A 21,956-nucleotide genomic window follows, 5' to 3' on the forward strand; every position below is an offset into this window, starting at 1 on the left:
CGTTAAAACATCCGACCTGACAATTAGTCGATTTTCACCCTGCCTTGACCGTTGCCACACTACGCTTTGCATCACATACTAGAGCAACAGACTCAAAGGACCCGGACTGTGGCAAAATCAATTTCCGTTTTATTAATCGAGGATAACCTGGCTATTGCCCGACAGATTGTTGATTTTCTGGAAGGACATACCTGGCAGGTCGATTTTGCAGCCACCGGCAAACAAGGTGTCCAACAGGCGTTGAGCGGTCGGTTTGATGTCATTATCCTCGATTTAAACCTGCCTGACATAGACGGCCTGGAAGTGTGTAAACGGGTAAAGTCAGAAGCCGCCACAGTGGTACCAATCCTTATGCTGACCGCACGTGATGCGTTTACCGATAAAGCCAAAGGGTTTGGCCAGGGCGCCGACGATTACCTCACCAAGCCTTTCGATTTACGCGAACTGGCCCTGCGCTGTGAAGCCTTAGCGCGGCGCCCACAATTACATACCGACACCCAGGTCGCTGAGGGTAACCTGACCATGGATACCCGGGCCATGACCGTTAACTGGCAGGCCACTGCCATCCCGGTGACCGGCATAGGTTTTAAAATACTGCATAAATTACTCTGCGATTACCCTTACCCGGTGAGCCGCTCAGACCTGATAAGCCATATCTGGGCCGACGATCCGCCCGAGAGCAATGCGCTTAAATCGCACATGTACACATTACGCAAAGCCCTGGAGCAAGCCAGTGGTAAAGCATTACTGCACACCATCAGCAATGTGGGCTATCAGCTTAAGGGACTGGATGATAATGAAGTGTAAGGGCATCCAGGCGCAGCTGTTTATTGCCTTTGGTACGCTGGTGCTGATTATCGGGTTATTTTATACCCGCCTGAGTATGCTGTTTATCGAAGTCACCCAGGATATTGTTGCCTCTCATTTACTGGCTATGGAGATCACGCAGCTTGAAAGCCGCTGGGCCGACCATAATCAGCTAAGTGCCCTGTCCCCCTCTTCAACAGCGTTCAGCATTATTGAAACGGAAAGCGACCTGCCAGGCCCGCTCACACCCAGCACCTACGGCGACCACGTGTTTACCGTTGCTAATCGGGAAGCCGTTTATTACCAACCGTTTTTACAGCCGGATATCCCGGCCCGAGGCGTAATGGTAAAGGCCAGTGAGCTCATGCCACTGGCTGACTTTGCCACCATTTACCGTGTTTTTCTGCTCAGCGTGTCGGCCGCGGCGCTGATCCTTGCCATTCTCAGCACCTGGTTTCTGGCCTCACGGCTGGCCAAGCCCATACAGCGCCTTTCCGCTTCTATTCAACAGCAGTCTCCCGACACGCCTTGCCAGATTAGCGGCGAAAACCGTCAGGACGAAATAGGCGAACTGGCCCAGTCGTTCAGGAATACTTATTCTGAATTGCAGGAAGCCTGGCAACGGGAGCGGGATTTTACCCGCGATGTCAGCCATGAACTGCGCACCCCCATTACGCTGCTCAAAAACACCCTGGCGATTAATCAGAACCTGATTAGCGACCCATCTGAGCGGCACCTGATTGAACAGGCTACCAATACACTGCAACAAACCGTAGAAGTCCTGCTGGCGCTGGCTCGTAAAGAAAATCTGCAATTTAGCGAGGTTAAATTACTGCCTGTTCTCGAAAAGCAACTGCTGGCCCTTTACCAGATTTACCCCGACCAGGACTTTAATGCAGACATTGAATTGCCGGCTAACTTCACTCTGCCGGGCAATACCTACCTAATCACATTATTGTGCCAGAACCTGATTAACAATGGCTTTTATCACGGTGGTGGCGGTATGCGGATCTATTTGCAACAAACCCGGCTGGTGTTTGAAAACCCGCTCACAGATGCGCCCGCGCGGCCCTATTATCAGGGCTTAGGTCATGGCCAGTATTTGGTGCAGCGCATTGCGTCGGTGATGCACTGGCAAGTTAGTATTGAGCAATCTGCCACGCATTATCGTGTGTTGCTAAGCTGGTAAAACAGGTACTTTCTGCTTTATCAGTAAGCCTCCAAGCCAGCAAAACCAGCCGATTTGTAACAACCCAAACACACCGCCCGCAGCGGCCAGTGGCGGGTACAGGGTTAACATACCAATCACGCCCGTTAAGGCGCCCGCCCCACTCAGCACCCGCGGTACACTGCGCTGGAAATGTAAACTACCATTAATCACCAGCATCCAGATGCCGCCAATCCATTCCACGCCGTCGCCAAGGCCGGTTTGAATAGCCAGGATTGCCGGCCAGGTTTCATCGATTTGGGCGGGTGACAACTGGGTGAGGTATTCAATAGTGAGTACTGAAATAAAGCCGATGGCAAACACATAGGCGGCCCAGACATAACCAATAAGCGCGCCCATCAGTTGCCACTGACCGGTTTCTTCACCAGCAGGGCGGTAGAGGCTGCGATTGAGCAACAGCAGCGCCATGCCAAACACCACAAAAATAATAAAGTACCAGCTCTGGATCAGGCGGGGTTGGGAGAGGATTGCCTGAAGTCGCTGTTCGCCATCAATATTAATGTCCGGCATGATAAACAGGATCATGGTAAAACCGATGATATAACACAGCGCACAGACTACTGCGGCAAGACCGCCAAGCTGCAAGCGAGTTTTCATTCAGGCTCCGTCCGAAAGTAATATGGAAAGCATCAGCTTACCATTTTACCCGCCCTGCCAATACTCGCCGGCGACCTGTTCAGGTGCTTAATTTGTAACAGTTTATCTAAAGCGAACGTGATTGCGATTAAGCTCACTGATGGTGCTGCAGCCCATCAGGCGCATATCCCGCTCAATTTCCGCCACCATAAGCTGCATAGCCCGTTCTACACCCGGTTGACCGGCTGCAGCCAGGGCATAAAGATAGTAGCGACCCAGGCCAACGGCTTTTGCTCCCAGCGCCAGTGCTTTGAGTACGTGAGTACCGCGCTGCACGCCACTATCGAAAATCACATCAATGTTGTCGCCAACGGCATCGACTATTTCGGCCAGATGATCAAATGAGCTGCGTGAACCGTCCAACTGGCGGCCACCGTGGTTGGAAATAACGATGCCCGTACAGCCAATATCCACCGCACGGCGCGCATCATCGGCGCTCATGATCCCTTTTAAGCAGAACTGGCCATCCCAGAATTTAACCATCTCTTCCACGTCTTTCCAGTTCATGGAAGGATCGAGCATATTGGTAAAGTAATCGCCGATAGAGCTGCTGCCACCGCCCATATCAATGTGCGCCTCTAGCTGCGGCAACGAGAACTTCTCGTGGGTAACGTAGTTAATGCCCCAGGCCGGCTTGGTCGCAAACTGCCATAAGCCGGCCAGGTTGAGCTTAAACGGAATGGAAAAACCGGTTCTGAGATCCCGTTCACGGTTGCCACCGGTAATGGAGTCCACGGTTAGCATCATAACTTCAATATTGGATTCTTTGGCCCGTTCCATCATGGCCCGGTTTAAGCCTCTGTCTTTATGAAAATAGAACTGATAAACCTGAGGGGTATCATACTGCCTGGCAATCTCTTCCATACTGACCGTACCCAGTGACGACACGCCAAACATTGTGCCGAACTTTTCCGCAGCGGCGGCAACGGCACGTTCTCCCTGATGATGGAACAGGCGCTGCAAGGCGGTGGGTGATAAATACACCGGCAGATCGAGCTTCTGACCCATCACTTCCACACTCAGGTCAACGTCCTTCACACCGGTTAACACCCGGGGGATCAGATCACATTCTCTGAACGCCGCGCTGTTGCGCCGTAGTGTGGTTTCGTCGTCGGCACCGCCATCGATATAGTTGAATATGGGGCCAGGCAGTCGCTTTTTGGCGAGCTTTCTGAAATCGTGAAAATTAAAACATTGGTTCAATCGCATTAACGGATCCCCTTTTCAAATAACGCGAAGGTGCTGACTTTGGTTGTTGCGGATACGAACAGTTTAAAGGATACCGGAAAATTTTACGCGTGCGGCAGTATGCGCCTAATGTCGCAGTGAAACCGTTGAATAACCGCAGAAAAAGAGCCTGACTGCCGCGCCGTTGGGTTAACATGACAGTCAAGCTGGCTTGGAAAACCGGTTACACAATACCCGAGCCGGTAGCATTGGGATCCCGTGGGCGCAGCGCAGCCATTTTGCTGCGATAACCACTGCTGCGATACACTGCCAGCGGGTTGATTGCGGCGCCTTTACGGTAACGGGCCATCGCCAGTATTGGCGACACATCAAGGTTGAAGGCGTTCTTTAGTTCCAGTGACGCCATTAGCGCGTCATTTTCTTCCTGATAGCCGTAGAGTGCCTCACGATTAACCAGTAATGCTTTGATATAAGAACGTTGCACTTCAATAGCGGAGTTAATCAGGCTTTCGGCCGGATCGGTAACGTTGTGTGACTGGTCGAGCATATAAGCCGGATTAAATTCCTGCTCCTGACGGTACTCGGCATCCACCAGCTCATTGAAAATAAGGAACTGCTGATACGGATGTAGCGAGCCACTGTCGAGATCATCGTCGCCGTATTTGCTGTCGTTAAAATGAAAGCCACCTAACTTCTTAAACTGAATAAGACGCGACACAATCATCTCGATGTTGGTGTTCGGTGCATGATGGCCAAGATCGACCAGCGACTTACACTTAGGCCCCAGTTGCATAGCGGCCAGAATGTTTGAGCCCCAGTCCTGGATAATGGTGGAGTAAAATGCCGGCTCAAACATTTTATGTTCGATGTGCATTTCCCAGTCGTCCGGTAGCCCTTTGTAGATCTGCTCCATGCTGGCCAGATAGCGTTCAAAGGCACGTTGAAAATGCTGCTGCCCGGGATGATTTGAGCCATCGCCTACCCACACTGTGAGGCTTTTCGCACCAAGCTGCTGGCCGTAACCAATACAGTCAAGATTATGCTGAATAGCCAGTTCACGGGCGGCTTTGCTGGTGTTACTTAAACTGCCGTATTTATAAGAATGCGCCTGACCCGGCTGATCCTGAAAGGTATTGGAGTTAACCGACACCCACTTGATGCCATACGCGTCGGCAGTTTGTTTGAGCTCGCTAAAGTCATCCACTTTGTCCCACGGAAAATGCGGTGACACGCTGTCGGTACAACCGGAAAGTTCGTTGATTACGGCACAATCTTCCAGCTTCTCATAGATGTTACGCGGTTCGCCCGTGCCAGGAAAACGTGCAAAACGGGTACCGCCGGTGCCAGTGCCCCAGGAAGGCACCGCAATCTGAAACGCTGCCGCTGAACGGGTGATAGTGTCGATATCAATGTTCTGCCGGGCCAGCTTTTCGCCCAGCGCGGCGTAGTCTGTTTCAAGCTCGGTGAGTAATTGCTGATTTTCGTTGTTAATCAGTGCTTCGTCGATTCGTCTTAACATAGTCGTTAACTCCTAGCGCAAGAAGGCTTCGTGCAGACCACCGTCTACACTGATCACCTGCCCGGTGGTTTTACTTAACTGCCCCGAAATCAGCAGGTAGGCTGCTTCGGCCTGATCGTCCGGCGTAATGGGTTGCTTAGTGAGAGTCCGCTGGGCATAAAACTCAGCGAGTTTGTTACGTAATGCTTCGGTAGACTCATCATTGCTAAACGCAATGCTGTATTTGGTCAGCGAGGAAATGACTCTGTCGCGGGGGAACATGTTGCTGCCCTGCACTACCGTTGCTGGTGCCAGCGCATTAACGTTGATCAGCGGAGACAGCGTAACGGCCAGTTCGCGAACCAGATGGTTGGCGGCGGCTTTACTGGTATCGTAGGCCAGAGAACCTTTTTTCGAGACTGCACCGTTAACACTGGTGGTAAGCACCATAGCGCCTTTAAGGCCCTGGCGTTGCCAGATCTTCTGCGCTTCAGAGGCCACTACATAACCGCCTTTAACATTCACGCCAAAGCTCAGGTCGAAGATTTGGTCGTTCTTGGCCATATCCGCCCCTTCGGCTACAAACACCCCAGCGGTAACAATCACTTTATCGATGCCACCGTAAGCAAGCAGCACCTTTGAGAATAGGGCTTCAACGGTGTCCCGTTGAGTAATATCAACCTGCAGTGCGATAGCCGGACCACAGGCGGAGATGCCAGAGCCTGCTACGCCAATGCCCTGACCATAAATCTCAGTTAGCTCGGCGGCTGTGCTTTCTGCACTGCTATAATTTAAGTCTGCGCACACGACATGGGCGCCTTCCCTGGCCACGCGATGGGCCGTCGCTTTGCCAATACCATCACCGGCACCAATGACCACTACAACGTCTCGCGCCAGCGACTTTTCAGCCGGCATACGCTGTAACTTGGCTTCTTCAAGTGCCCAGTATTCAATATCAAAGGCTTCCTGTACTGGCAGCGCGGTATATTCTGAGATGGCCTCAGCGCCACGCATTACCTCAATGGCACAGTTGTAAAACTCTGCCGTTACCCGCGATTCACTTTTGTTTTTCCCCCAGGCAATCATGCCAATACCAGGTATAAGAATGACCGTTGGGCTGGGGTCGCGCATGGCCGGAGAATCGTCGTGTTTGCAGCTTTCATAATACGCAATGTAGTCTTCGCGATACTGCTGCAGGCCCGCTTTAAACTTGTCGATTAACTGGTCGAAATCGTCGTGCTGTGGGTCGAAGTCGACCAACAACGGCTTAATTTTGGTGCGCAGGAAATGATCCGGACAGGAGGTGCCCAGCGCGGCCAGTCTTGGCGCATCCGCACTGTTGACAAAACGTAAGGTGGCTTCGTCGGTTTGTACCGTAGCGATAAATTTAACTTTGGTGGAAATCATGCCCCGGGCAACCGGCAGAAATTCCGTTAACAAGCGTGTACGACTGCTCTCATCGAGCGGCGCGTATTTCTGACCACCAAAGGTCATGTCACCTTTATCGTGTTGTTCGATATAGCGGGCGGCCGTTTCAATCACCCATAACGAGGTTTCATAACAGCTTTTACTCTCGCCTGCCCAGTTAGTATGGCCGTGCTGGCCGAGCAGAATACCCACAATATCCGGGTTCTCAGCGTAAGTGTCTTCACACAGTCTGGCCGCTTCCCAGCCAGGACGCATCCACGGGACATAAGCCAGTTTGCCGCCCCAAATTGTGTCGGTCAGGGCTTTTTGATCTTTACACGATGCCACCGAAATCACCGCATTGGGATGCAGGTGATCAACGTGCTTTTCGTTAATCATGGAATGCAGAGGCGTATCAATCGATGAGGCACGCGGATTCAGGCAAAAGTTGCAGTGCTTAAACATGCCCACCATGCGATCTTCACCGGCAGACTTATAGCCTTTATCCGGATAGGCCTGATAAACCTCATCCAGCGCCTGCAGCTTAGCTTCATACAGTGACGAGAAGTTTTCTTTTGTGGAAGTACGCAAATCGCCGCCGGAACCTTTTACCCACAACACTTCAACCTGCTCGCCGGTGAGTGGGTCAGCTTCCATTAACTTTGCCGAGGTGTTGCCTCCCCCGGTATTTGTGATGCGCTGATCCTCGCCCAGCTTATTTGAACGGTAGACCAGATTATCGACGGGACTTAGCTCGTCGGCGATGTGATCTTCCCATAAATACTTTACGTGCTGATATTCATCCGGCTGATACGGCATAACAGTGTCCTGTGAAATCAAAAAATCGAATTTGGCTTTATATTGCATTTAAGCATCAATATAAAAATCAATATACATCCATACCAATCTATGTCAATCAAATTCAATCATAAAGTAACAAATTAGTTACATTAATTTTAAGTATAGGGGCAATAAAAGAGAGTAGAGGGAACAGACAGGCATAAAAAAGCCGGCAAAGCCGGCTCTGTTAGCATGTGAATAAGGGACGCCAAAAGGGTTTAGCCGCAGGCTTCGACCACCACAACTTTAACATCGTGCTCGCGAATTTTATCCAGCGCCTTTGGATCGGCATTGCTGTCGGTAATAATAGTGTCCACAGCATCGAGCCCACAGAAAATCAGGTTACCCTTAATGCCTATTTTACTGCTATCAACCAGGACAATCAGTTTGTCAGCACGCTTTCTGAGTTTTTGTTCGGCCAGTATTAATAGTGGATCGGTTTCCATAACGCCGAACTCACTGACCCCGGGCGAGCCCATAAACATCTTACTGCCACGATAGTTTTGCGTGGTATCGTTTTCAAAAGAACTGAGAATAATACTCTGCTTACGGTACACCTCGCCGCCAGGCAAGGTGACCTGATTCTGGCTGTTTTCCAGCAGTTCATGGGCCAGAACAAAGGAATTAGTGAGAATGTTCATCCGCCTTTCGGCCAGAAATTCTGACATCATAAAGGTTGAAGAGCCGCCGTTAATTATAATAGCTTCACCGTCTTCACAAAGTTCGGTAGCGGCTTTGGCAATCATGCGCTTGGTGTCGGTATTACGCTCTCTGTCGACTAAAAAGGCATTACCGGAAATCTTGATATTGGAAACAGCGCGATCGTCCAGCACCTGAGCTCCGCCGCGGATTTTCTTGATTTTTCTGGCATCCGCCAGCTTATTTAAATCACGGCGAATGGTGGCTTCAGAAGAATCCAGCTGGCTACACAGGTCTCTCACACTGACAAAAGTACTTTCATCCAGAATGTCCAGAATCAGCTGATGGCGCTGCTTTTCAAGCATTATACTGCCCTTGTATTCGTTATTGTTCAGGGAGTTAATATAGTCACCTATTTGATCACAATCAATCATCACGGCCAAATTATGATTGATTGTGATGATTCTTTACGACTAGTGCTGAACCGCTTTGGTGGCAATAGCGTGATACCACTGCGCCCTATACTGCGCCAACTGACTAAAAGTAGCCGGTGAACAAGGTACCAAGTCGGTAACCTGTTGCTGCCTGTGGTTAAAGTGCATTAGCGCCGCGGCGCCCATCACTGTACCAGTGTTATCGGACGACAGCATAACCGACTGATGCGGCCGCAGCTGAGCAACCAGTTGGCACAATACCGGGTTCTTCAAGAATGCCCCCTCAATATAAACCGGCCCGTTGGCATTCAGATCATTGAGGCGCTGATCGATCATTAGTGCGCAATACAGAGTGGCAATAGCCTGGGGGGACGGCGGCTTTGCCGGGCACAGTAAAGCCGGTTCAGCATGCCCAAAGGGACCATTGCCGTGACTGAAGTCAGGGGTGACCATCCAGTGCTCATCAATAGCCTGTTGAATAGCAGCAGGCTCGGCATGCATGCTGATATCTCCTCCCAGCAACTGACAAATGGTTTCATACTCGCGCCCGCCCATAAACCGCGCACAGTTTACCGGCCGACCCAATACATCCACATTGGCCAGCGTGTCCCGGGCCGCTTTCAGGTTATTTACCGGCCGGTTCGTTTGCATAATAATGGTCCAGGTTCCCGAGGAAATGACATTCAGCGTCTGATTACTGTCATTATCGGCTGGCAGATACCGCAGTAGGCTGGCATTACTATCGTGGATCCCGGCAAAAATTCTACAGGTCTCTGATAGCCCCGTTTGCTGCGCTACCGGCTTACTCACACAGCCCAGTTCATCCCAGGCATTTTTTAGCGGCGCAAAGTACCTGCGCCAATTGCAGTGGTCTGCCAGAGCAGAATAGTCCTGCTGCTGCGGTTGCCATAAGTCGGTATGGCAACCTAAAGATGTGACTTCACTGGCCGGTTCGCCGCCCAGCCGCCATGCCCAGTACTGCGGGTACATGAAAATATGGGTAGCGCTGGCAAACTCCTTCGCAAAGGTCTGCTCCAGCCAGAACAGTTGACGCCCCAGATTAAGCCCTGCGGGAAGTTGCGGTGACAGCGTTTCAGAAAAGTCGGGGCGAACACGGGCATAGCTTTCTTCACACTCTTCCACGCCAGCGAACTCATAGTCGACTACCGGAAGGACCAGCGCTTTATTCCGGTCTGTTGCATTGCCATCTATCAATGCGGCAGTCGCGCCATGGGTGGTAACAACCACAGCCGCTATATCGGATGTGCGAGGATAAGCACTCAACGTGGAACAAAGCCAATGCCAGATCCCATCGGTGTCGGCATGGGGATAAAGCCCCTCCCGCGGTGCATTTTTGTTGGTAAAACAGGCCTGTTGCTGACCGTTTTCAAGCACCAGCAGCTTAATATGCGTTTTACCAATATCCAGAACGGCGCTCAGCATTAAGACTCCCAACGGACAAAGCCGATACAACTACACAAGCAAAGACAGCCCGAACAGACTACCTTCTGTTAACAATACTGAAACAAATTACACAAAAAATCACTTTCAATCAATATCAATCACAAAGAAAGGCAGATTTAACATTTAGAAATGTTGGCGACGTGACACAACTCATTCTTAGTTATGTAAAAGCGTGCCTCTGTTTCCCGGGTGATACGGTAGCGCTTACCTGAAGCTGCTATAGTTAATCTAAGGCGAGTTGTATTCACAAATACAGGGCTTACCTAACCAGCCCTGGTTCAAAGGAAGAACATGCGAGATAAAGAAAAGATAGCCATTTTCATTGATGCCGATAATGCCCCCGCAGTAAAGATTGATACGGTTTTATCAGAACTCGCCAAGCATGGTGTGGTGAATATCAGAAAAGCCTACGGAAACTGGAAAAATCAGAACTTAAAAACGTGGGAAGAGCTGCTTCACGAATACGCCATACAGCCTGTACAGCAATTTGATTTAACCAAAGGCAAAAACGCCACAGACATAGCACTGGTGATCGATGTCATGGATGTCCTCTATACAAAAGACGTTGATGTTATTTGTTTAGTCTCATCAGACTGTGATTTTACTCCCCTGGTAACCCGATGCCTCGCAGAAGGAAAATTTGTAGTCGGTTTTGGTGAGCGTAAAGCACCAAAGCCTTTCGTTAACAGCTGTTCCCGATTTCTTTATCTAGACAAAGAAAGTGATCCGGATGCTGAAGCTACGGTTCAAACACAACATCAAAAATTAAAAAGTGATACCAAATTAATGAATCTGCTCAGGCAGGCCGTTGATGCGGTAAGCGAGGAAAACGGCTGGGCACAGTTGGGTCTCATCGGCAATCACATCTCCAATCATACTTCATTCGATCAACGAAATTACGGCTTCAAAAAACTCAGTGACTTGTTCATGGCCATTGATTTATTCGAACACAAAAAATCCAAAAGCGGCTTACTTTGGATTCGTGACAAAAAGAAAGCGAAAGAGTCTTCAAAATTAATAAAGGGCGGGCACACCATTGGGTCCTGACGGTGTGCCCGGGGCTAACAATCAGCCAATGCCAAGTTCTTTTAACTTTTTATCCAGGCCCGGATACACACGGCGCGCATTACCGGAATACACTTGTTTACGTTGCTCGTCGCTGAGGTCGAGCGCGTCGATATAGCGTTTGGTGTCGTCAAAGTAGTAGCCGGTTTCCGGGTCGATGCCGCGTACCGCTCCAATCATTTCTGAGCCGAACAGGATATTATCGAGATCAATAACTTCAAATAGCAGGTTGATGCCCGGCTGGTGATAAACACAGGTATCGAAGAACACGTTTTTCATCATGTGTTCACGCAGTGGTGGTTGGTTGAGCATATCGGCGAGGCCGCGGTAACGCCCCCAGTGGTATGGCACCGCACCACCACCGTGAGGGATTATAAAGCGCAGCTCCGGAAAATCCTTGAACAGGTTCCCCTGAAGCAACTGCATAAAGGCCGTGGTATCGGCATTCATATAGTGTGCGCCCGTGGCATGGAAATTCTCGTTACATGAGCCCGACACATGGACCATAGCCGGGACATCCAGCTCTACCATCTTTTCATAGAAGGGATACCAGCTTTTGTCAGTCAATGGTTTGGATGTCCAGTGACCGCCGGAAGGGTCCGGGTTAAGGTTACAGCCCACAAAGCCCAGTTCGTTAACGCACCGCTCCAGTTCTGCGACGGAGTTTTTAATCGGTACGCCCGGTGACTGGGGTAACTGACACACGCCAATAAAGTGCTGAGGGTACAGATCAACCACCCTTTTGATCAGGTCGTTGCAGGCGCTTGTCCATTGCTTTGAAACTGCTTCATTGCCAACATGGTGAGCCATGGCTGACGCCCGGGGTGAGAAAATGGTCATATCGGAACCACGTTCAATTAACAAACGCAGTTGGTTTTTTTCAATGCTTTCCTGAATCTGCTCATCACTAATATGAGGCACTTCGGGTAGCGCCTTACCATCCTGATAAGCTTTTAACTGCGCGTCGCGGAACAACTGAAGGGGTTCCGGCGCCGTAGTGTAATGGCCATGGCAATCAATAATCATAAGTGGTGCCTTTTTCTGTACTAATAAAATTAATCTCAGGCGAATGCTGCATCAGGGATCATGACTTCTCCCCGCATCAACAAACGCGCGGTGCGAAGCAGTGCTGCGCGTCGAATGTGTAACGTCGTCACCGACTCAGCCCCTTCCACCTCCATGGCTACAGTGAACTGCCCGGTGGGGTGCTCGATATTCAGTGCGCTGTAGTCATTATTGTTGCCAAGGTAGCGATTACCCACCGCCCCGTTAATAACACAGGCCGTGGCAACGCTGACCGAGCCTAATACGCCAATAGCATCGTGTACGCGATGGGGGATAAACGACCGCGTATTCAGTAAGCCCCCCTTCACCGGTGACGACACCAGAGTCATTTTCGGTACGGTTTTACCACTAACATCACCCAGGTTCATTTTCTCGCCAGCCTGCAACCGGATGGCTTCCACCTTGTCTTTCAGTGCGCTATTGGCTTCCAGTTGTTGCGGGGTTTCATTACCCTGTATAGCGAAGTCCTGTGCTTCCATCATCACTACCGGCATACCGTTGTCTATACAGGTTACCGTGATCCCTTCAAAGGTATCGGTAACGTTGCCGGTGGGCAGTAAAGCGCCGCAACTTGACCCGGCGATATCCAGAAAATCAATCAATACCGGCGCTGCCCCACCGGGAACACCGTCGATTTCAGCATCCCCCTCGTATACGGACTTACCTTCTCTTACCTGTACCTGTGCAACCGCCAGGGCGCCGGTATTAACCATGTGAATCCGCACATCTGTAACGCCCTCTGTGGCCATCACTAATCCTTCATCAATGGCAAACGGACCTACGCCGGCCAGAATATTGCCGCAATTCTGCGCATCACTGATCACGGCCTTATCAACCACCACCTGTAAGAATAAATAGTCCACATCGGCGTCATCACGGGTCGACGGGCTGACAATAGCCACTTTGCTGGTAAGCGGGTGAGCACCGCCTACGCCGTCAATCTGACGGCTGTCGGGCGAGCCCATGGCGGCCAGCAAAACCTTATCGCGAGCAGCGCTGTCTGCAGGCAGATCCTTGGCCTGGAAGTAAAGCCCTTTGGACGTACCGCCACGCATCAAACTGCAGGGGATGGCTTTCACGCTTTTTTACCGCCGTTATGGTCTTCATAGGTCACGTAACGCAGGCCTTTTTCAGCCAGGCGTTCGCGCATGTTGTAGATATCCAGGCCGAGTTCGCCATTGGCTAGCCGAACCCGCTTTGACTCTTCGTTAGCGACTCGTTTGAGTACTTTTTCATGTACCTCATCGGCTTCCTCGCGGGCAACCACCACGACACCGTCTTCATCGGCAACCACCATATCACCGGGATTAACCAGCGCACCGGCACAAACTACCGGCACATTCACACTGGCGATGGTCTCTTTAACCGTACCCTGTGAATAAATAGCTTTCGACCATACCGGAAAGCCCATGTCCTCGAGAGTGGCGGTATCTCTTACGCCACCGGCAATCACCAGGCCCTGCACACCACGAGCCTTAAGGGAGGTCGCCAGCAAATCGCCAAAAAAGCCATCAATGCACGGACTGGTTGGTACCACCACCAGCACGTCGCCGGCCTGACACTGCTCAACTGCCACATGAATCATCCAGTTATCGCCCGGCGCCACCTGACAGGTAACGGCAGGCCCGGCAATTTTGGCCGGCTTGTAAATGGGCGTCATGTATTCTGCCATCAGCCCTTTACGGCCCTGCGCTTCATGGACTGTCGCGGCTTCGGCACCGGCATAATTTTCAATTGTTTGCTTTGATGGGCGGGGACACCCGGTAACACATACCGCCATAACTGCCTCAGTGAGTTTCATTTTCGATTAAGCTGAGTATGCGCCTGGTCACGCTTAAATTCCGTTTAGAAAGATGTAAAAGTCCATTAGGATTTTCTATAATGACAAAAAACACTAAAGAGACATGCTGTGCAATTTAATATTCGACATCTGTTCTGCGCTCTTGAAATTCGCAAGCATGCTAACCTCTCCGAGGCAGCCAGACACGTTCATCTGACCCAGTCAGCACTGACGCAAAGTATTCGAAAACTGGAAAAGTCTATTGGTGTGGCGTTATTTACCCGCGCCACTACCGGAATGTTTGTCACCCCGGAAGGCGACTTATTTCTGCGCCGTTTCGAACGCGGGTTCGCGTTCATTGAATACTTTGCCAATACCTTATTTAATGCCGATCGCACCGCCCGGCTTATCTTCTTACGGGGCATTGGCGCGCGCCAGCTGGCAGCCTTAATTCAGGTGGTTGAACATCAAAGCTACACGGCAGCATCCCGGGTGATGGGGTTAACCCAGCCTACCCTGCACCGCACCATAAAAGAGCTGGAAACCTTGTGCGGGCAAAGTTTGTTTAACCGCTCTCCGACCGGCGTAGAGGCCACCTGGCGGGCACGTCAATTAAGCCGTCTGGCCGGCCTCTACTTTGCCGAACTGCAACAGGGACTGGATGAACTGCAGGAACTGGCCGGTTCTGGTCACGGCTCACTTAAGATTGGCAGTTTGCCCTTAACCCGAACCCGTATTATTCCCAACGCGGTTCTCAGGCTCACCGAACTGGCGCCGCAAGCGCATATCAGTATTGTAGATGGCCCCTATGAAGAACAGTTGCACGCCCTGTTGCACGGGCAGATTGATATTCTGGTTGGCGCACTGCGCTTCCCGCCGCTGAGTGACGAAATCACGCAGCATCATCTGTTCGATGACAATTTATCCCTGGTATTTCGCCACGGCCACCCGCTGGCAACGCGAACGGCACTCAGTCATACCGATTGGTCATCACTGAAATGGATAGTGCCAAAAACCGGCACACCAGCCCGAGCCATTTTCGAAGAATTGTTCGCCACCATGAATCTACCGGTACCCGGTGACATTATTGAATGCAGTTCACTGGTTGCCACCCGGGGCTTGCTGATTAACAGTGATCGGGCGGCCTTGCTGCCAGCCCGACAGGTAGAGGTAGATGTGCAGGCCGGCCTGCTGGCCGTGAGCCCGCTTAAACTTGGCGATCCGGCCAGACAGATTGGTTACACCCTGCGTAAGGGCTGGACGCCAACGCGACTGCAGGCCAGCTTGTTGACTATTCTGGAGCAGTCTACCGGTTAAACCTGGTTGCGCTTAATGATCCGCGAGTACGCCTTAGCGCTGGGCTTTTGCTTGCGCTCGAAAGTGTTTAAATCCACGGTGTGTAAACCGAAGTGTTCGTTGTAACCACTGATCCATTCAAAATTGTCCAGCAGTGTCCAGTGAATGTAACCTTTTACCGGCACCCCATTGGCAATGGTTTGTTGCAGATGACGCAAAGACTCGGTAATAAACCACTCACGCTGCTGGTCGTTTTCGGTACCAATACCATGTTCGGTAACGATAATCGGTTTTTGCGTGGTACGGTACGTATACTCCACGCAATTAGCCAGTGACGTAGGCTCTACCCAGCGGCCGGCATGGTTGCGCTGAGCGTCCTCCGGCACCGGCAGTTTCCCCTCACTGGTCAACACTGTGCGTTCGTAATTCTGTACCCCGATAAAGTCGGTTTCATCGATTGCCAGCCAGGCACCATAGTTATAATCACGCATTTGGTCACGGGCTTTATCGGCGGCATCCGAACCATCAGAAATCTCATCGAGCATGGCCAGAGTGAACCCTACATCCAGCGCAGAACGCTCGCTCTTAATGGCTTTACGCGCCAGCTTATGGCCTTCAATGAGCAGTGGATTCATCTTATCCAGATCTTCCAAGCGGGCCGCGTTCAAACAACTCACGTACTCACTGTTGATGGCTTTCGCCGCTGCATCCAGCATTTTGCTCTGCAAATCCCACACAAAGGGCGGCAAGCCAATCACTTTCAGCAAGCGCAGCAGATTTGGCTCATTAAACGTTACCGCATAGCCAATACCATCGGCCAGTTCAGCGGCGGCGTGCCGACAGTAATCGGCAAAGAGTTGCGGTGCCTGCGGATTCGTCCAGCCGCCCATAGCAGCAAACCACTGAGGACTCGTAAAGTGATTAAACGACACCATGGGGATCATATTCCGCTGGTGACAACCTTCAATAATGCGCTTGTAGTGGTCCAGCATTGCCTGGGAGTAAAACCCGGCTTGCGGCTGGATCCGCGCCCACTCAATGGAAAACCGGTAGCTACTGGAGCCCAGCGCTTTGCACAAATCGAGGTCGGTTTCCCATAACTCAAAGCTGTTACAGGCATCCCCTGAGGGCTCACTAAAAAGCGTGGGTTTAACATTTTCCAGTAACCAGGTATCCGAATTGACATTGTTGCCTTCTACCTGATGGCCCGCACTCGCGGCCCCCCAAATGAAATCTTCCGGAAACTTACCTGCGCCGCTGCTTTGGGCACGGGCTGTCGAAATGGGCAGGCTCATACTGGCTGTTGCAGCCGAGGCAAGCGCCATAAACTGTCGACGATTAATCATGGTTCACCTTCGAATGTATGTATTTATTCTTTAAAGGGTTGTAAAAATATAGTAAATGACGCCACAATTAAAATGATAATTTTTGTAGTACCTATAGATAATTTCTATACATAGAGAGCGCTCATGAGAATCGATCCCCGTACCCTTCGCTTATTTCTTGCTGTCTGCCGGGAAGGCACCATAAGCGGAGCAGCGCGCGCTGAGCACCTGTCACAGCCTTCCGTTTCGGTGGCCATCAATCAGTTAGAGCGCGTATTGCAAACCAGTTTATTTAGTCGTAATCGTCAGGGCATAGAATTGACCCAGGCCGGTATTGCGCTGGAAATGAAAGCCCGCGCCATAGAAAGTTTGCTGGTCAGTGCTCAGGAAGAAATCAGCCTGTTGGCGCAGGATATTGGCGGGCCTCTGACGATTGGCGGTACGCCCGGTGCACTGTCAACGGTAATGGGGCAGGTCATCGACGGCTTTTCGGCTGTACACCCACGATTTAAGCTACGCATTCTTGAGCGACCGGATACGGTAACCCAGGATATGCTGCGCAGTTACGAACTCGATCTTGGCATCGTTACCAGCGGCATGCGTGAACCCAGTGATGATTTTCATGAGCAACCCATTTTTACCGATCCGTTTTCCGTTATCGTCAGTGGCTCCAATAGCTCAATGGGCGACACTGTCCACCTTGGTAAGCTAAAAGACAGTCGTTGGGTGTTGCCCGATGCCGTAGGCGGATTCCGCAAGCAAATCGACGCCTTGTTTATTAACAGCGAAGCTAAACTGCCCGCTAACGTTATTTTGTCGGACTCCATTCTGACCACCAAAGCCATCATCAAAAACTCCGATTACATCACGATTCTGCCTAATCAATTGGTACAGACAGAAGTGCAGGCTGGCACCCTGCGAGCTATCGGTATTGAGGGAATCGATTTTCAGCGCAAGGTCGGCTTATTGTGGATGGCCAATCGTCAGCTAACGCCTATTGCTCAGGCTTTTGTGGATTATGTGGGCAACTTCACTAATCCATAGTTTTTACCTATGGTTAACAAAAAAATAAATATTTGATCAAATACTGCCAGCAGCCAAAATAGCATGAGCCCAGACGTGAAAAGGGATACCTAATGCGGACAATTATAAATAACGCCAACATCTTTGACGGCAGCGGTTCAGCGCTGTTTGCAGGCTCTGTTGCAGTAGAAGACAACCGAATTATAGAAATAAGTGCTCAGCCTTTAAGCGGTCAGCCCGGTGATGTGGTTATCAACGCCGATGGGCGTGTGCTAATGCCTGGCATGACCGAAGCGCATGCTCACCTGACCTGGCCAACGTCGGTAGAGAAATTTGTGCCCGGCATGTCGTTACCGCCGGAAGAGCTGGCGCTGACGGCAGCCCGCAACGCCAGAATTTTACTCGACCATGGTTTTACCAGCGCTTATTCAGCCGGAGCGCTCAGCAAAAAGCTGGAAATGTCGTTAAACGACCATTTAACCAGTGGCGGTTTGCCTGGCCCACGGTTAATTCCGTCGTCAGTAGAGCGTGAACCGCCTACTGAATCCGACAACAAACTGGATCCCGGCCACGTAGAGCAACATGCTCATGGCCCCGAGGGGGTAAAACAGTTTGTTAAAGAGTGCGCAGACCTGGGTGCAAAAGCAATTAAGTTTTTGATCTCCGGAGAAAATGCCCTCAAACCCGGTGCCTCGCACGAGCTGCTTTATAGCAACGAAGAACTCATGGCAGCCGGTGAGCAGGCTCGCGAGAGTAACGTATGGCTAACCGGCCATGCTCATGCTGCTGAAGCGGTAAAACAAGGCGTTAAAGCCGGATTCAGAGTGCTTTATCACTGCACGTACGCCGACCAGGAAGCGATTGATTTATTAATCGCCCATAAAGACAACCTGTTTGTAGCGCCTACCATCGGTATTGTACAAGCCACGCTGGATGCCACACCGCCTCCGCATATGGACATGACCTACATGAAGGAAGATGCCGCTGAGGTGCTGGCCCACCAGATTGCGCTGGTAGCAAAATTAAAAGCAGGCGGCGTTAAATTGTTGCCGGGTGGCGATTATGGCTTCCCGTTCAACCCCAATGGTCGCAATGCACGGGATCTGGAATTGTGGGTTCGACATTTTGGTTACACCCCGGCCGAAGCCCTTCATGCCGCCACTGAGCTGGGTGGTCAGATAATGGATAGGAGCGATGAGCTGGGTCTGGTGAAGGAAGGTTATCTGGCCGACCTGTTGCTGATCGATGGCGACCCCACTCAGGATATTACACTGATGCAGGATAAACACCGCATCAAGCTGATTATGCAGGATGGCAAGTGCCACAAGCTGCCTATCGATTTACTGCAATCCCCTAGTTAGGAACAACCCTATGTACGATATTGCAATTATCGGCTGCGGACCGGTAGGGGCTCTTGCGGCCAATTTTCTGGGTAAAGAAGGTTTAAACGTGCTGATTATTGAGCGTGAAGCCAATCCTTACCCGCTGCCAAGAGCCGTCCATCTGGATCATGAAATGGTCCGTCTTTTTCAGTCTCTGGGTCTGCATGACACCATTTTAAAAGACATGCGTGATACCGAAGGTCATCTGCACGTTGGTGCCGATCATGGCGTCCTCCGTTATATGGGGACCTCGGGTAAGCCCCGCCCGTTTGGCTGGTCGAATGACTATTTCTTTTATCAGCCTGAACTTGAAGCACATTTACGTGACGCCCTGGACCGTTTCGACAATGTCACGCTGAAGCTCGGTACCGAGCTTAATGATATCCGTAACCTCACCGACCATGTGGCTTTGGATGTAACCAGCAACGGCAGCCAACAAACGTTGCAGGCCCGTTATGTGATAGCCTGTGATGGTGCCCGCAGCGTTGTTCGCAAACGTCTGGGTATTGCGCTTGATGATCTCAACTTTGAAGAACCCTGGCTGGTAGTAGATGCCGAAGTAGACGGCCCGGTGTCGTTCCCTCCTATCGCCAACTTACCCGATGACTGCAACATTCAGCAGCTGTCAGTGATGATGTGCGACCCTAATCGTCCCGCCACAGTGGTACCCGGACGAGGCAATCACCGCCGCTGGGAGCTCATGCTGTTACCCGGCGAAGACGATACGCGCATGATGCAACCAGACAAAGTGGCCGAACTGCTGCATCCATGGTTGAAAGACGTGCCCCACAACATAGTCCGCGCAGCGACCTATCGGTTTCACGGTTTAGTGGCAACCCAATGGCAACAGGACAGGATCTTTCTGGCCGGTGATGCCGCGCATCAAACCCCGCCGTTCTTCGGCCAGGGTATGTGTCATGGATTTCGGGATATTGCTAATCTGAGCTGGAAGCTGACCATGGTACTGCGTGGCCTTGCCTCACCGGCCTTGCTAACCACCTATCAACCCGAACGAGATCCGCATGTCAGAGCAGTAATCTCGGCCGCCGTTAGCGCTGGTCGTTATATTTGTATGCTCGACAAAGAGCAGGCCGCCAATCGAGATATTAGCATCCGCGAAAAGGTCAAACGCAACGAACTACCGACCACGGCAGCCGATCTGATACCGCCAATCACACAGGGGATTATCGCCGCTCAGACGCCGTCGGCCGGCGCCCGGTTTATCCAACCCAGAGTGTCGGCAGCGGGTGAAACACGCCTGCTCGATGACATGACGCAGTCGTCCTGGCGATTGATAGGCTCAAAGCAAGTACTCACAAACAGTGCTAAAACCCTGCTCAGTGAACTGTCGAAAGAACTCGACATTCAGTTTTATAACACCGCGCAATGGCAATGTACTGCACTGGATGAGTGGCTGGCCAAAACAGGAGCCGACGCGGTATTACTGCGACCAGATCACTATGTATTTGGTACCTGTACTGGCGACGCAAGTGCCTTACTTGCTGACCTGGCCGGACAGCTATTTGCCAGCGATGCAATCAATCGGGAGTCAGTCTCATGTCACTAACACTGGAACAAGCAGAAATTATCGCTCAGGCAACGCTCGCCTATGCACGCCAAAACCAGGTCGCGCCGCTGGCCGTGAGTATTTTAGACAGCGGCGGTCAGATGGTGCTTTTTAAGCGTGAAGACGGCGCCAGCCTGTACCGGGGAGATATCGCCACCGCCAAAGCCAAAGGTGCATTAGGCATGGGTTTCAATACCCGCGGCATTGCCGAGAAAGCCAAAAACAACCCGGTATTCTTTGCCAGCCTGACCGCCATAAGCGGTGTTGAACTAGCGTTATCGCCCGGCGGTAATCTTATCAAAACGCCGCAGGGTAAATTGCTCGGCGCAGTGGGGATCAGCGGAGATACCGGTGATACCGATGAACAATGTGCCTGCGCTGGCATTGAAGCACTACAACCATTCTGGGAGTCTCAGCCATGAAATTAAGAAGTATTGAACTGGTATTACCCAATGCCAGCGAGGCCGCCTCATTCCTAACCGATATCTGGGGTACCCGGCTCGCAGGCACACGCAATCAAACCCACTATATTCGCGGCTCAGGGACTTTCCCCTATCTGGTCGCGCTGCAGGAGGGCGAAACAGCCAGTGTCAGCAGTGTTACCTACGTTTGTAGCGAGGCTGAGCTTGCGGACCTGCGTAGCAGTATCAGCGCGCGCGGGCTCAACGCGACCAATGTAGTGTCTGAGGATTTAGGCGGTGGTGCAGGCATCATCGTGGAACTGCCCGAAGGGGAATTGTTTCGCTTTTTAACTGGCGCTGAAGAAGTGGAAGCCATCGACGACCCTGACCTGCCAGTAAAACTCACTCACGTGGTGTGTAACGCAGAAGACGCCGAGGCAACCGGACACCTGGTCGAGGAAGTGCTTAACTTTAAAGTGTCAGACCGCACCAAAGGCATGGTATTTGTACGTTGTAATGCCTCGCATCACAGTACCGCTTTTGCCCGTGCTGGCTTCAGCTCACTTAATCATATTGCCTTTGAAATGCAGGATACCGATGCCGTAATGCGCGGTGTCGGGCGCTTGCGCGACCATGCGTTTACACCGGCCTGGGGGCCTGGCCGCCACGGACCCGGTGACAACGTGTTTGCCTATTTTATTGCGCCATTTGGCGCGGTGGTGGAATTCTCAACCGCGGTTGAACTGGTGCCGGAAGACTATAAAACCGGAGCACCTGAAGACTGGACCTGGCCGGAGAACCGCATTGATCAATGGGGTTTATCAGATAAAGATTTCGACGGTTTACGCGAAGCGGAAGCCCGTTTTCGGTTCAAGCGCAGCTGGACACCGCAGTCCATTGCTTAACTAAAC

General features: G+C 51.5%; 19 protein-coding genes. 9 read left to right on the forward strand and 10 right to left on the reverse strand.

The features are described from left to right. Window positions 1-108 precede the first annotated feature (108 nt). Together AC27IB_RS08325 and AC27IB_RS08330 are read left to right on the forward strand one after the other, a co-directional pair. On the forward strand, window positions 109-807 hold the full coding sequence (locus tag AC27IB_RS08325; RefSeq protein WP_296048979.1) for a response regulator transcription factor: 699 nt from the start codon (window positions 109-111) through the stop codon (window positions 805-807). Continuing rightward, complete coding sequence (locus tag AC27IB_RS08330) at window positions 797-1,996, forward strand: histidine kinase dimerization/phospho-acceptor domain-containing protein (protein WP_487120214.1); 1,200 nt, start codon at window positions 797-799, stop codon at window positions 1,994-1,996. The genes AC27IB_RS08325 and AC27IB_RS08330 overlap by 11 nt, the downstream gene beginning before the upstream one ends. On the opposite strand, the gene AC27IB_RS08335 is transcribed toward AC27IB_RS08330, so the two are convergent. The 6 genes from AC27IB_RS08335 to AC27IB_RS08360 all read right to left on the reverse strand — a co-directional run bounded on the left by AC27IB_RS08335 (window position 1,985) and on the right by AC27IB_RS08360 (window position 10,120). Then, a complete protein-coding gene (locus AC27IB_RS08335; RefSeq protein ID WP_487120216.1) occupies window positions 1,985-2,632 on the reverse strand; it encodes a hypothetical protein in 648 nt (215 codons plus the stop codon). The two genes, AC27IB_RS08330 and AC27IB_RS08335, sit on opposite strands and share 12 nt — an antisense overlap. Window positions 2,633-2,734: 102 nt before the next feature. Continuing rightward, window positions 2,735-3,880 (reverse strand): alpha-hydroxy acid oxidase, encoded by a 1,146-nt coding sequence (locus AC27IB_RS08340; protein WP_296048974.1) that lies wholly within the window; start codon window positions 3,878-3,880, stop codon window positions 2,735-2,737. Between the two features lie 202 nt (window positions 3,881-4,082). Beyond that, the gene (gene rhaI / locus AC27IB_RS08345) at window positions 4,083-5,378 is read right to left on the reverse strand and encodes an L-rhamnose catabolism isomerase (RefSeq protein WP_487120218.1); all 1,296 of its coding nucleotides are present in this window, start codon (window positions 5,376-5,378) and stop codon (window positions 4,083-4,085) included. A gap of 12 nt (window positions 5,379-5,390) precedes the next feature. Continuing rightward, window positions 5,391-7,583 (reverse strand): bifunctional rhamnulose-1-phosphate aldolase/short-chain dehydrogenase, encoded by a 2,193-nt coding sequence (locus AC27IB_RS08350; RefSeq protein WP_296048971.1) that lies wholly within the window; start codon window positions 7,581-7,583, stop codon window positions 5,391-5,393. 239 nt (window positions 7,584-7,822) lie between these two features. Next, window positions 7,823-8,608, reverse strand: coding sequence for a DeoR/GlpR family DNA-binding transcription regulator (locus AC27IB_RS08355; RefSeq protein WP_296048969.1), 786 nt, complete (start codon window positions 8,606-8,608; stop codon window positions 7,823-7,825). 108 nt (window positions 8,609-8,716) lie between these two features. Beyond that, window positions 8,717-10,120 (reverse strand): FGGY-family carbohydrate kinase, encoded by a 1,404-nt coding sequence (locus AC27IB_RS08360; RefSeq protein ID WP_487120221.1) that lies wholly within the window; start codon window positions 10,118-10,120, stop codon window positions 8,717-8,719. 312 nt (window positions 10,121-10,432) lie between these two features. Between AC27IB_RS08360 and AC27IB_RS08365 the strand changes: the two genes are divergently transcribed. After that, window positions 10,433-11,188, forward strand: a complete 756-nt coding sequence (locus tag AC27IB_RS08365; protein WP_487120223.1) for an NYN domain-containing protein — start codon at window positions 10,433-10,435, stop codon at window positions 11,186-11,188. A gap of 21 nt (window positions 11,189-11,209) precedes the next feature. Here AC27IB_RS08365 and AC27IB_RS08370 read toward each other — a convergent pair whose 3' ends face one another. From AC27IB_RS08370 to AC27IB_RS08380, 3 genes are read right to left on the reverse strand one after another with little or no spacing between them, the layout of a single operon-like run. Further along, window positions 11,210-12,232 (reverse strand): amidohydrolase family protein, encoded by a 1,023-nt coding sequence (locus AC27IB_RS08370; RefSeq protein WP_487120225.1) that lies wholly within the window; start codon window positions 12,230-12,232, stop codon window positions 11,210-11,212. A gap of 35 nt (window positions 12,233-12,267) precedes the next feature. Then, window positions 12,268-13,350: a 4-oxalomesaconate tautomerase gene (locus AC27IB_RS08375; RefSeq protein WP_487120227.1), complete on the reverse strand. Its 1,083-nt coding sequence runs from the start codon at window positions 13,348-13,350 to the stop codon at window positions 12,268-12,270. After that, window positions 13,347-14,051: a 4-carboxy-4-hydroxy-2-oxoadipate aldolase/oxaloacetate decarboxylase gene (locus AC27IB_RS08380; protein WP_487120229.1), complete on the reverse strand. Its 705-nt coding sequence runs from the start codon at window positions 14,049-14,051 to the stop codon at window positions 13,347-13,349. Before AC27IB_RS08380 ends, AC27IB_RS08375 begins: the two co-directional genes overlap by 4 nt. A 129-nt stretch (window positions 14,052-14,180) precedes the next feature. Here AC27IB_RS08380 and AC27IB_RS08385 point away from each other — a divergent pair, with 129 nt between their 5' ends. Next, window positions 14,181-15,368, forward strand: coding sequence for a LysR family transcriptional regulator (locus AC27IB_RS08385; RefSeq protein WP_487120231.1), 1,188 nt, complete (start codon window positions 14,181-14,183; stop codon window positions 15,366-15,368). Here AC27IB_RS08385 and AC27IB_RS08390 read toward each other — a convergent pair. Continuing rightward, complete coding sequence (locus tag AC27IB_RS08390) at window positions 15,365-16,693, reverse strand: family 1 glycosylhydrolase (RefSeq protein WP_296053736.1); 1,329 nt, start codon at window positions 16,691-16,693, stop codon at window positions 15,365-15,367. The two genes, AC27IB_RS08385 and AC27IB_RS08390, sit on opposite strands and share 4 nt — an antisense overlap. A gap of 123 nt (window positions 16,694-16,816) precedes the next feature. Here AC27IB_RS08390 and AC27IB_RS08395 point away from each other — a divergent pair, with 123 nt between their 5' ends. From AC27IB_RS08395 to AC27IB_RS08415, 5 genes are all read left to right on the forward strand, one after another. After that, window positions 16,817-17,716: a LysR family transcriptional regulator gene (locus AC27IB_RS08395; RefSeq protein ID WP_487120233.1), complete on the forward strand. Its 900-nt coding sequence runs from the start codon at window positions 16,817-16,819 to the stop codon at window positions 17,714-17,716. 92 nt (window positions 17,717-17,808) lie between these two features. Next, the gene (locus AC27IB_RS08400) at window positions 17,809-19,056 is read left to right on the forward strand and encodes an amidohydrolase family protein (RefSeq protein WP_487120235.1); all 1,248 of its coding nucleotides are present in this window, start codon (window positions 17,809-17,811) and stop codon (window positions 19,054-19,056) included. A 10-nt stretch (window positions 19,057-19,066) separates the two neighbouring features. Next, window positions 19,067-20,644 carry a bifunctional 3-(3-hydroxy-phenyl)propionate/3-hydroxycinnamic acid hydroxylase MhpA gene (gene mhpA / locus AC27IB_RS08405; protein WP_487120237.1) on the forward strand — a complete coding sequence of 526 codons (1,578 nt, stop codon included), beginning with the start codon at window positions 19,067-19,069 and terminating at the stop codon, window positions 20,642-20,644. Continuing rightward, window positions 20,635-21,066: a GlcG/HbpS family heme-binding protein gene (locus tag AC27IB_RS08410; protein ID WP_487120239.1), complete on the forward strand. Its 432-nt coding sequence runs from the start codon at window positions 20,635-20,637 to the stop codon at window positions 21,064-21,066. Before mhpA ends, AC27IB_RS08410 begins: the two co-directional genes overlap by 10 nt. Continuing rightward, window positions 21,063-21,950, forward strand: a complete 888-nt coding sequence (locus AC27IB_RS08415; RefSeq protein ID WP_487120241.1) for a VOC family protein — start codon at window positions 21,063-21,065, stop codon at window positions 21,948-21,950. The genes AC27IB_RS08410 and AC27IB_RS08415 overlap by 4 nt, the downstream gene beginning before the upstream one ends. Window positions 21,951-21,956 lie beyond the last annotated feature (6 nt).

The sequence above is a fragment of the Alteromonas sp. 4NH20-0104 genome (genome assembly GCF_057547795.1).